At 54.7% G+C, this 12,266-nt stretch carries 7 protein-coding genes; 3 read left to right on the top strand and 4 right to left on the bottom strand.

Annotated features, from left to right (window positions below):
• Positions 1–33: 33 nt before the first annotated feature.
• Together X965_RS00140 and fhuA are read left to right on the top strand one after the other, a co-directional pair.
• Positions 34–1,449, top strand: a complete 1,416-nt coding sequence (locus X965_RS00140; RefSeq protein WP_225310120.1) for a DHA2 family efflux MFS transporter permease subunit — start codon at positions 34–36, stop codon at positions 1,447–1,449.
• A gap of 117 nt (positions 1,450–1,566) precedes the next feature.
• The gene (gene fhuA / locus X965_RS00135; protein ID WP_036416549.1) at positions 1,567–3,741 is read left to right on the top strand and encodes a ferrichrome porin FhuA; all 2,175 of its coding nucleotides are present in this window, start codon (positions 1,567–1,569) and stop codon (positions 3,739–3,741) included.
• Positions 3,742–3,835: 94 nt separating this feature from the next.
• Here the strand turns inward: fhuA and X965_RS00130 are convergent, their stop codons facing one another.
• Positions 3,836–5,308: an amidohydrolase family protein gene (locus tag X965_RS00130; RefSeq protein ID WP_004236276.1), complete on the bottom strand. Its 1,473-nt coding sequence runs from the start codon at positions 5,306–5,308 to the stop codon at positions 3,836–3,838.
• A gap of 459 nt (positions 5,309–5,767) precedes the next feature.
• Between X965_RS00130 and X965_RS00120 the strand changes: the two genes are divergently transcribed.
• The gene (locus X965_RS00120; protein ID WP_036416547.1) at positions 5,768–7,333 is read left to right on the top strand and encodes a methyl-accepting chemotaxis protein; all 1,566 of its coding nucleotides are present in this window, start codon (positions 5,768–5,770) and stop codon (positions 7,331–7,333) included.
• Positions 7,334–7,389: 56 nt separating this feature from the next.
• Here the strand turns inward: X965_RS00120 and X965_RS00115 are convergent, their stop codons facing one another.
• The 3 genes from X965_RS00115 to kdpD all read right to left on the bottom strand — a co-directional run bounded on the left by X965_RS00115 (position 7,390) and on the right by kdpD (position 12,263).
• The gene (locus tag X965_RS00115; RefSeq protein ID WP_024474494.1) at positions 7,390–8,730 is read right to left on the bottom strand and encodes an anaerobic C4-dicarboxylate transporter; all 1,341 of its coding nucleotides are present in this window, start codon (positions 8,728–8,730) and stop codon (positions 7,390–7,392) included.
• A gap of 165 nt (positions 8,731–8,895) precedes the next feature.
• Positions 8,896–9,579 (bottom strand): two-component system response regulator KdpE, encoded by a 684-nt coding sequence (gene kdpE, locus X965_RS00110; RefSeq protein WP_024474493.1) that lies wholly within the window; start codon positions 9,577–9,579, stop codon positions 8,896–8,898.
• Positions 9,576–12,263 carry a two-component system sensor histidine kinase KdpD gene (kdpD, locus tag X965_RS00105; RefSeq protein WP_036416544.1) on the bottom strand — a complete coding sequence of 896 codons (2,688 nt, stop codon included), beginning with the start codon at positions 12,261–12,263 and terminating at the stop codon, positions 9,576–9,578. Before kdpD ends, kdpE begins: the two co-directional genes overlap by 4 nt.
• Positions 12,264–12,266: the final 3 nt, after the last annotated feature.

Raw genomic sequence — 12,266 nt, 5'->3', positions numbered from 1 at the left:
TCAACCTGGTTGATGAAATAATAGGATAAGAATGTGACTACAGAGGCAGCAATACAGGTACGCTACCCGAAAATGATGCTGAGCGTACTGATGGCCGGGACATTTACCGGTCTGTTCGGGGAAACCGCATTAAATATGGCGCTCACCAATCTGATGAGCCAGTTCTCTCTCTCCGCCGGTCAGGCACAGTGGCTGGTGACCGGCTATCTGCTGACCCTGGCGGTGTTTGTGCCGGTGTCGGCGTTTCTGGTGCGCTGGTTTAATACCAGGGTACTGATCCTCACGGCGCTGTGTGTGTCGCTCGCCGGTTGTCTGATTGCCGCACTGGCCCCCGGTTTTGCGGTACTGCTTCTGGGGCGGGTTATTCAGGCCGTCGGTACCGGGGTGATATTGCCTGTGATGATGAGTGCCGCACTGCTCATTTTCCCGGTCTATCAGCGCGGGATGGTGATGGGAATGGTGGGGATTGCCATTACCCTGGCACCGGCGCTGGGGCCGACAATTTCCGGCTTTATTATCACCTTGTTCAGCTGGCATGCCATTTTCTGGCTCAGTGCGCTGGTCTATGCCGCCATCATTTTACTTGCCGTGAAGTCTATTGCGCCGATTGGTGATATCACCAGACCGCGTATTGATATTTTGTCTCTCCTGCTTTCCTCCGCCGGATTCAGCGGCATCATCTACGGGCTGGCTATCCTGGCGGAACACAGCCTGCGTGATCCCGCTGTCTGGGGTTCCCTGCTGGCGGGGGTTCTCTGCCTTGCCGTATTTGCCCGCCGTCAGACGCACATGGCGATGCCGATGATCCACCCGGATGTGTTCCGTAATCCGCTGTTTATTATTGGCCTGATCATGATGATCCTGAGCATGATGAGTGTGCTCTCCGCCGCGATTATTCTTCCGGTATTCCTGAAAGATGTGCTGATGCTGAGCGCGGCAATGGCCGGGATCCTGCTGCTGCCGGGCAATATTATCAACGTACTGTTCTCACCACTTATCGGTTTTCTCTATAACCGGTTTGACTCGCGCCCGTTTGTGGTCTGCGGCTCCCTGTTTATGCTGATGAGTTCTGCGCTGTTTCTGTATGCCGTCGGGGAGAACTCACCAGTGTGGCAGATTGTCGCCGCTTTTATGCTCCTGTGTCTGGGTGTCACCTGTGTGATTATGCCCGCGCAGACTACCGCGATGAGTGCTTTACCCGCCCGGTTATATGCTGATGGCTCTGCTGTCTGGAATACCTTTTATCAGGTAGCCGGCGCCGTCGGTACCGCATCGGCCATCTCTCTGATGTCTTTTTACCGTGATGCGGCAGCAACACAGCAGACAGCAACCGCGGCACTGGCGTCGGGGATCCATGCCGTATTCTGGCTGAGCCTGCTGCTCGGTCTGTTATCACTGGTTTTCGCCTTCTTCCTGAAGAAACCACATCCGCAGAATGATGCGGCGTAATCACCTGTATTAACCCTGATGGCTGCTCCGGCAGCCTTTTTCATTATTTATCACAGCCGTCATCCGCACACATGCCTTTTGTGACGGTAATAATTATCATTCAATGAGATAAGATGTATGACTGCACTTTACCGCACTTCCCTGTTCCGGCTTTCGCTGGCGGCTTTACTGGTTGCCGGTGTCTGCCACGCCGCTGAAGATGAAATCGTGGTCACCGCCGCGCCGCCTGCCGTCAGTCCGCTGGAAAATAACGGCACATATCGCGCCACACACAGCGACAGCGCCACCAAAACGGCCACGCCGCTGAATAAAGTCCCTTCCTCGGTCTCCGTGATCAGTGAGGAGGAAATCACCGCCCGCAATCCTGCCACACTGAAACAGGCACTGGGATACACACCCGGCGTAGTGACCGGCACCTCCGGCAGTTCATCCGTTTTCGACAGTGTGATGATGCGCGGCTTCCATAATGTCAGCCAGAATATCTATCTGGACGGATTAAAAGTTCAGGGGGATATGTATGCGGAAAGCAGGATGCTGCCGGAATTTATGCAGCGGATTGATGTGCTGAAAGGCCCGGCTTCTGTGCTTTACGGGCAATCCAATCCGGGCGGCGTGGTCACCATGACCTCCAAACGGCCGCAGATGAACCCGCTGCGGGAAATCCGCTTACAGGCAGGGAATCACCACCTGTGGCAGACCGGGTTTGATCTCAGTGATGCCCTGAATGATGAGGAAACACAGGCTTACCGCCTGACCGGCACACTGCATGACCAGCACCAACAGCAACAGGGGGAGCGGGAACGGTATTATGCTTTACAGGGTTCTTATCTCTGGCAGCCGGATGATGCCACTTCTTTACTGCTTACCGCCCAGGCCATGAATGCGCCGCGTAACGGCTATTACGGCTGGCTGCCGCGTGAAGGTACCGTTGACGGCGGCGCTGCCGGGAAATTGCCGACCGGTTTTAACGAAGGCGAGCCGGGCTATAACCGCTTTGAACGGCAGCAGCGGCTGATCGGCTGGCAGTTTGATCATACATTCAATGATAACTGGTCACTGCATCAGGGCATGCGTTACCAGCAGATCAGCACCAACTGGCGCACTATTTACGGCAGCGGACTATACAGCAGCAATCCGGCGGCCTGTTACGGCGTACCGCAGCAGGATCTCTCATCAACGCTTGCCCGCAGCCATATACATAATGACGAGCGGCTGTCCGGTCTGGTCACTGATACCCATGTCATCCACAACATCAGCGGCCACGGCTGGCGCAATACCCTGATGACAGGTGTGGATTACTCACAGCTGCGCAACCGGATGGTTAATGAGGTCGGTGTTGCTGCCCCGCTGGATCTGCGATCCCCGCAATACGGCAATCTGACAATCATCCCGGGGATAAATTCGAAAGCAATAAATAAAAACCACCAAATCGGGATCTACGCCCAGGATCAGCTCTTTCTGAAGGACTGGACATTCACCCTCGGCGGCCGTTATGACGAAAACACCAGCAAATCCCGCGGCCGCGATAACATCAGCGGTGATACCACTCATCACCAGACTGACCACGAGTTTACCTGGCGCGGCGGTGTGAACTATCAGCTGCCTTATGGTTTCGCTCCGTATTTCAGCTACAGCGAATCCTTTGAGCCAAGTACTGCGGCCACGGTCAGCGGCAAACCGCTGGATCCGTCACGGGGTAAACAGTATGAAGCTGGGCTGAAATACCTGCCGGAAAATGCCGCGCTGTCTGCCACACTCGCCGTTTATGAGCTGACCAAAGACAATAACCTGCACCGTGACCCGCTGAATCCGTTTTTCAGTGTGCAGGGCGGAAAAATCCGTTCGCGGGGGATTGAGCTGGAAACCAAAGCGGCGCTGACCTACAACTGGAACCTGATCGCCGGCTATGCTTATACCGATACCCGTTTCCGTCAGCAGGCGGAGAATACCAATCATCACCCCGCGATGGTACCGGCGCATACCGCCTCTCTGTGGACAGATTATACCTTTGACAGCACGCCGCTCAGCGGCCTGACTATCGGCGGCGGCGTACGCTATAACGGCAAAACACAGGGGGATGATGCCAACAGCTTCACTGTTCCCGCCTATACCGTGGCGGATATGATGCTGCGCTACCGGCTTGATAACCTCCCGGCTCTTGAAGATGCGGAGATCGCGCTGAATATCAATAACCTGTTCAATAAACACTATGTATCTGCCTGCTTTACGGATGCAGCATGCAGTTGGGGCAATGACCGGCAGATAACCACCACACTGACCCTTCACTGGTAAAACAGATAAAAAAGGGGGATTCCGCAATAAACCGGAATCCCCGAAAAGGCGGGATCACTAAGAGAGACCGCTGCCCGCCGCAGCGCACTGCACATCAGGCCTTATTCATCGCCTGAGTAAAAAATTCATCACTGTAAGCCTGTGCGAAGTGGAAGGAGGCCATCCGCTCAGCCAGACGGAAGAACGCTTCCACTTCCTGTGCATTGAGGATTTTCCGGTCGCGGATGCGTGTTTCCAGCTCAGCCAGAGCGTTACGGGATAACCGGGTCACTTCCGGAAGATCAAAACCGGTCAGCATGCCGTTTTGTTTGCGGATCACACCGTCGGCCAGCACAGTATCGATATCACCGGTATGTGTCATCTGCACCACACTGCCTGCGGCGTGCACCGGTGCCACAAAACCATCTCTGTGGCGGATAATAATGATGTCCGCTTTTTTCCCGGCCACCAGCGAGCCGATCTCGTTTTCCATGCCCAGCACCTGTGCTGCGCCGAGGGTCGCCCAGTGCAGAGCCTCGCGGACAGTCGGGGTAATTTCAAACGGCATAGTATCGCGCTGATGTACTTTTTCATTCGCCAGTGCACGTTCAATCTGCAGTGCCATATTCATCTGAGTGAACAGATCATCTGTTGTCACACCGGTGAAATCCGTTCCGAGTGCAAACGGGATCCCATACTCCGCACAAGGCTGATAAGGCAGGAACCCCATCCCCATCTGTAACTCGCTGGACGGCGTGCTCGCCACATGGCCGCCGCTTTTGGCGATCAGTTTCCAGTCTTCGCCGGTCAGCCCGTTACTGTGGGCGTGGATATGTCCCGGCAGCAGTAAACCGTGGTCGTCCAGTTCACGCAAACCACGCAGCAGAACCGAGGTTTTGGCCGCCCCGGTGTGTGAGGCGTGTTTCAGGCCGAGACCATCCGCCAGACGGATCTGTTTTGCCGATTCAGCAAACGGCACCGTACCGGGATCGGAAATCAGCATCCCGGCTGTCAGCCGATCCTGGTCGCGGAACAGGGTTTCAGAGATCTCACGGGCACAATCACGCCGTGCATCCATGGAAGCAAAACCGGCGGGTTTAAAATCATACACCTGCATACCATAACCGTAGACACCACGGATGCCGCTGTCCTTCATAGCAGCAACAGCATTAGCGGCATGTTCCGGTGAGTTAACACAGTCATTCACCTCATAAACCGTTGTCGTACCGGCATTCAGAGCGCTGATATTACCGTTCAGAACCGCCGCATACATATTGTCTGCCGTCATCATTGCGCCGAATGCATGGAAGGTATTGATAAGAAATGCCGGTAACGACTCTTCCGCCGAAACACCACGGAACAGTGCCATCCAGTTATGGCGGTGCGCATCGATCATGCCCGGTGTGACAATCGCCCCTTGTGCATCAATCACCTGCGCATCGGTGTGGTGATCAAATGCCTGTATATCCGCACTGATTGCGCTGATCCGGTTGCCCTCGATCAGTATCGCGCCGTTGATAATATCGCCGGTGGCATCATCCATTGTGATGATTGTGCCGCCGCGAATGATTTTTTTATTCTTTTCCATGCAGGCCTCTCTGGTTAATATCAAAAATGTACTATACAGTACATTATAATCTGATTATAAAATCAACCTGTAAATCGGCAGCATAAAATCCATCTCATTTTCCGGGAAAAAAACACGTTTATTCTCCCTTCCGGGATAAAAAAGAAAATAATTCTTATTTTTCAGCAAAATATCCCGTGATTTCTGACAGGAAAAAATAAGAAATCCGCGCGTTTTTACCTCATTTTTTGCGCCGTACTGACATAAAAACTCAGCACAAAACATCAACAAAGTATAAAATAAAGGTCTTAAGCACTGAAATAATCCCCCGGAAAGATCACTCCCGAAGAAAAATAACCAAACCAACCCGTTGTTATCTCTGCTGTTATTGTCATGTGCTTATAAATTAATTTAATTAATTGATAAAGTTTTCTCTATAGTTTCCGATAACCAGTCATTTACTGAGTATCCGGAGGAATGATGCTTCTGCGCAGCATTAAAATCAGTACGAAACTCTTCGTGGCTTTTGGCTTTTCCATTCTGCTGATGGTCATCAGCGCCACACTGTCGGTTGTCAGCCTGAATAACGCCAATGACGGCATCCGCGATATCCTGGACGAGGATTATCCGATCACGGTAAAAGCAAACTTACTGATTGATTATTTTCATGATTTTGTCGGCATTCAGCAACTCCTGCTGCTGGATGATAAAAATCCTCAGATTCGTCAGCTGGCCGCCGGTGCTTCTGAAACCAGTAAAAAAATCACCCTGATTCTGGATGAATTTAATGAGACGCTGAAGGATGAGGCATCTCAGAACATCCTGAAAGAGATCCGCTCAGTCCGCCAGCAGTACCTCACCTCACAGCGCCGTATGGTTCAGTTTTCACAAAACGGAGATGAAGCCTCTGCAATCAATGAGATGGTGAATACCACAGCCGGTATTCAGCGCGCTTACCGCGACAATGTGATGCAGTTAATCGCCATTCAGGATGCGCATATGAAAGAGGCGGGAAATCAGGTGGAAAGTAATTTCAAAACCAACCGCCTCCTGCTGATCACTCTGACTATCATCAGTGCCATCATCAGTGCCGTACTGGCGCGGATTATTGTGGTCAGTATCACCCGTCCGCTGGACAAAGCCGTCACGCTTGCCCGTGCCATTGCACAGGGGGATCTGACACAGCAGGTCAATGTCACACATCATGATGAAACCGGGGTGCTGCTTAATGCCCTGGCTGAAATGCAGGTTCATTTGCAGGATATCGTAACAGAGGTGAAAAACGGCGCAGTCAGCCTGTCTGCCACCGCAGAGCAGATTGTTGCCGGTAACCAGAACCTGGCCGCCCGCACGGAAGAACAGGCCGCGTCAGTGGAGGAAACTGCCGCCTCAATGGAGCAGATCACCGCGACAGTGAAAAATACCGCCGCCAATACCCTTAAGGCAACCGCACTGTCGGCGGATACCGCCGGGGTGGTGAAACACAACGGCGAAATGATGGAGCAGGTGACGGATAAAATCCGTATGATCAACACGACGGCCACCCGGATGTCAGATATTATCAATCTGATTGATTCTATTGCGTTCCAGACCAATATTCTGGCGCTGAATGCCGCTGTGGAAGCCGCCAGAGCCGGTGAGCACGGACGCGGTTTTGCGGTGGTGGCCGGTGAAGTCCGCCTGCTGGCACAGCGCAGTGCCGATTCAGCCGGTGAGATCCGCACCCTGATTGAAAACTCTGCCGGTCAGACCCGCGAGGGGCTGCAACTGGTGGAGGAAGCCGCTGAATCACTGCGCGGTATTGTCAGTAACGTCAGCCAGATGGCTGATTTACTGCATGAGATAGGCCACGCCAGTCATGAACAGACTGACGGGATCACTCAGATCAACAGTGCTATCGGGCTGATTGATTCCGCTACCCAGCAGAATGCCACCCTGGTGGAACAGTCTGTTGCCGCAGCCTCCTCCCTGAATGAGCAGGCCGGTACACTCAATGAGATGGTTGGTGTCTTTCAGCTTGCCGGAACGCCGTCTTCAGTATCTTAATGATTAACGGGCAGATAACGGGCATGACTGCCCGTTATCACTGTTCCGGATGGTTGTCAGAGAAAACCGTACATGGCGGAAAAGAACCAGCCGCACACACAGGAAACCCCGACACCGATCAGTCCCGGCGCAATAAAGCTGTGGTTAATCACAAAGCGCCCGATTTTGGTGGTACCTGAGCGGTCGAACTGGATAGCCGCCAGGTCACTCGGGTAGGTCGGCAGAATATAGTAGCCGTAACAGGCCGGTGCGGATGCCACAATATAAGCCGGATTGACCCCGATCATCAGCGCGAGCGGAACCACTGCCGCCAGAGCCGCCGCCTGCGAGTTGACAAACTTGGACACCAGCAGCAGCACCACTGCGTAAGCCCACGGATACTCTTTGACCAGCGATCCCAGCACACCCTCAATCTGCTCAAGGTGAGCACCGAACATGGTTTCCGCCATCCACGCGATACCGTAAACCGCCACAATCGCGATCATCCCCGAGCGGAATACTTCATTCTTCGAAATAGATGCCGGTTTGGTATCGGTAAAGATAATAATTAATGCCCCTGCCAGCAGCATAAAGATCTGAATCACCAAAACCATCGACAGCGGCTTGCCGTCAAAAACCGGCCGCAGCCACGAAAATGCCCCCAGTGATGCAACGACCGCGATAGAGGCCAGAAAGATCCACATTGCCAGCCAGTTACTGGCCGGTAATTTTTTATTGAGCAGGGTGGCGGTATCGCCGTAGACGTATTTCCGGTTCTCCGGTTTTGCGATAAATGACTGAAATTCCGGATCCTTATCCAGGTCTTTACCGCGATACCAGCTGAAGATACCGATGCACAGTATCCCGATCAGGGTGGATGGAATGGTGATCGCCAGCAGGTCAACAAAGCTCAGATGTTTGCCGTTGATGGTCACATCCCCCAGCATGGCGACCAGGGAGACCACCGCAACCGACACCGGGCTGGCGATTATCCCCATCTGGGAGCCTATTGTACTGGCCGCCATCGGCCTTTCCGGGCGGATATTATTTTTAATCGCGACATCATAAATGATAGGTAAGATGGTATAGACGACGTGCCCGGTACCGCACAGAATAGTCAGCAGACAGGTCACAAACGGCGCCACAATAGAGACATATTTCGGGTTACGCCGCAAAAGACGCTCTGCTATCTGCAGCATCACATCCAGTCCTCCGGATGCCTGCAAGGTAGCCGATGCCGCCACGACCGCAATAATCACCAGCATTACATCCACCGGCGGCTTTCCGGGCTTTAAGTGGAAGACAAAAACCAGCAGCACCAGGCCAATCCCGCCCAGTAAACCCAGGGCAATCCCGCCTTTACGCGCCCCGTAAAACAGACAGATCAATACCACGACAAGCTGGATAGCAAAATCCATAACTAACTCCTTTTAGGTACTTAAAAATCCGTGGGTCTGTATCACCTGGTTTCACTATAAAGCGCACAAAATAACAATTTTTTGATGTAAACGATAAAAACTGCCGGAAAACAGAACAGTTTTCCTATAACAGTGACGGAGGTAAAAAAAAGGCCGGAGAGGTATTCAGGGAACGGATACAAACCGGTAACCGATACCGGTTTCAGTGATGAAATGCTGAGGACGGGCCGGATCCGTTTCCAGTTTCTGGCGCAGATGTCCCATGTAAATACGCAGGTAGTGGGCGTGTTCGACGGCGTTCGGCCCCCACACTTCATTGAGCAGTTGCCGCTGAGTCAGTACTTTGCCGCTGTGGCCGATAAGAATGGTCAGCAGGCGGAATTCAATCGGTGTGAGATGCACTTCCTCCCCGCCTTTCCTGACCTGACGCCCGGCAATATCCACACAGATATCCCCGAATTCATAAACAGGATCATTTTTTTCGCTGCCGGGATAGCGGCGCATCAGCACCCGCAGCCGCGCCTGTAACTCCCCGACACCAAAGGGTTTGGTCATATAGTCATCCGCCCCGGCATCCAGGGCGGCAATTTTGTCATGCTCACTGTCACGGGCGGAAAGCACCAGCACCGGCACGGAACTCCACTGACGGAATTCCTGCACAAAGGTGATGCCGTCACCGTCCGGCAGACCCAGATCAAGGATCACCAGATCCGGTTTGCGGGTCGCCGCTTCCACCAGCCCGCGTGCCAGGTCTTCCGCTTCAAACACACGCACAGAATCCCCTTCCAGCGCAGTGCGCAGAAGGCGGCGGATCCCTTTTTCATCTTCAATAATCAGTACAGTGGTCACAACGGGTTATCATCTTCATCAATCACGGGCGGGTCTTCACAGGGTAGACGGATATGGAAGCTTGCGCCACCCCCGTCACGGTTTCCGGCTAAAATAGTGCCGCCGTGCACTTCCGCAATCGCCCGGCAGATAGCCAGCCCGAGGCCGATCCCCGGAATGGCGGATTCTTTCTGGCCGCGCGAAAATTTCTCAAATATCTGTGCTTCCTGTCCGGCCGGGATGCCCGGGCCGTTATCCCACACTTCAATATCAATCATATTGTCCGACAACCGCGAGCGGATGCCAATCTGCGCCTGCGGCCCGGCATATTTTATCGCGTTTTCCAGCAGATTGATCAACACCCGTTCAAACAGCGGGCCGTCCGCACAAATCAGCTGCATCGGGTCATTGAGGTCAATCTGCACCGAATCCGTATCAAAACGCGGTTTCAGCATTTGCAGGGCACTGCCGATCACCTCTTCCAGCGGTAGCCACTCTTTATTGAGATTAAAGCCGCCGGACTGGATCCGCGCCATATCCAGCAGGTTATTGACCAGCCGCGTGGTGCTGAGGATATGCTGGCGGATCTCATTGGCCTGCGCGGCATACGGTGAACCTTCGCTGGTCAGATCCAGCGTCAGGATCTCCGCCTGACCAAACAGTACAGTCAGCGGCGTGCGCAGATCATGGGACAGCGCCGCCAGCAGCGAGTTGCGCACCTGCTCGCGTTCACTGACCAGCCGCGACTGCGCCTCGCGTTCTGTCAGCGTGCGGCGTTCCAGCGCCCCCGCTGCCAGCAGGATCAGGGTTTCCAGCAGCCGCTGCTGTTCGGGGATCAGCAGCTGACGGCGGTTATACGGCTCCACAATCACCACGCCGTACACTTTCTCTGTCGTGCAGACCGGCAGGATCTGATACGGCACACCGGGCAGAGTACCGGTGCCGAACCCGGCGGGCTGGCCTTTGTCATAACTCCAGCGGATGATGGCATCGTCACGGCCGTTATCCGCCACCCCGCCCCCTGCCGGGATCAGGTTACCCTGCTCATCCGGCAGCAGCATTTCGCAGCGGGCATGCAGGCTGTGGCTGATAAAGTGGCAACTGACAGAGGCAATATCATCAGATTCCCGCGCCACCGCCAGCGCTTTCGACATTTCATACAGATGCCAGGTGCGCTGCTCGCGGTAACGTGCCACCCTGGCCTGATAGCGGACACCGGCAGTCAGGCTGCCGATCACCAGCCCGACGGTCATCATCACCGCGAAGGTGAGCAGATACTGCATATCCGAAACGGCCAGCGTGCCTTTCGGGTTGATAAGAAAGATATCAAAGCTGATAACGTTAATAATGGTGGCAAACACAGAAGGCCAGCGCCCGTAAAACCGCGCCACCACCACCACGCCCAGGATATAGAGCATTACCAGGTTGGCGTTATCAAAGGCCATCAGCCAGTGATGCGCCATAAGGGTAGTGACGGCGCAAATCAGTGCCGCGACAACACAACCCTGTAAATCGGTTTTGTGTTTATCCAGGAACGGCCGGTTGTCGCTGAATTTCTCACGGTTTTCCGGCTGCCGGTCCTGCGGGGCGATCATCACCACATCCAGATCAGCGGCACTACGGCTGAGCTGTTCCTGTAATTTGTCGCGCCGCCACCAGGATGTCCGCTCATGGCGGACAATCATAATTTTGCCGAGGTTATTTTCACGCGCATAGCGGATCACCGCGCGGCCCTCTTCCGGCTCCGCCAGCGTTGCCGTGGTGGCTCCCAGTTGCTGCGCCAGCGACAGGGTGGTGAGGATAGTACGCCGCTGCGGTGACGGCAGCTTATGCCGTGCGGGGGTTTCGACAAAAATGGCATGCCAGTCACTGCCGAGCCGTGCCGCCAGCCGGGCTGCGGCACGCACCAGTTTTTCATTGCCGCCGTCCGGACGCAGACAGACCAGAATCGCATCCCGGGTGTGCCAGACTTTCTCCTGACCTTTCCGCTCCCGCCAGGCACGCATTTGTTCATCGACACGGTCAGTGGTCCGCCGCAGCGCCAGTTCACGCAGTGCCAGCAGATTGCCTTTGCGGAAAAAGTGCTCGATCGCCCGCTCCGCCTGAGCAGGGAGATACACTTTTCCCTCACGCAGTCTGTCGAGCAGGTCGTCCGGCGTTAAATCCACCAGTACGATTTCATCGGCGGCATCAAACACCGGGTCCGGTACGGTTTCGCGCACACGAACACCAGTCACGCCGCCGACAATGTCGTTCAGGCTTTCCAGGTGCTGCACATTGATGGTGGTGAGGACATCGATCCCGGCATTGAGCAGCTCTTCCACATCCTGCCAGCGTTTCGGGTGGCGGGCGCCGGGGATGTTGGTGTGCGCCAGTTCGTCCATCAGGATCACCGCCGGATGGATCGCCAGCGCGCGGTCGAGATCAAACCCCGCCACCTGCCGCCCCCGGTAGTTATGCTTTTTCAGCGGCAGGATGCGCAGCCCTTCCAGCAAGGCAGCGGTTTCACTGCGGCCGTGGGTTTCCACCACCCCGGCCAGCACATCAATGCCCTGCTCACGCAGCCGCTGCGCCTCTTTCAGCATGGCGTAGGTTTTCCCGACACCCGCACAGGCACCGAAGAAAATCTTCAGTTTCCCGCGCGGGCGCTCTGTGACCTGTGCCAGTAACTGGTCAGGATCGGGACGCAGTGGCTCATCATACATAAT

The organism is Morganella sp. EGD-HP17 (assembly GCF_000512315.2).
In the GTDB taxonomy this organism is placed as follows: domain Bacteria; phylum Pseudomonadota; class Gammaproteobacteria; order Enterobacterales; family Enterobacteriaceae; genus Morganella; species Morganella morganii.
Note: the sequence above shows the minus strand (reverse complement) of the source record. Positions and strands in the feature narration are given on the sequence as shown.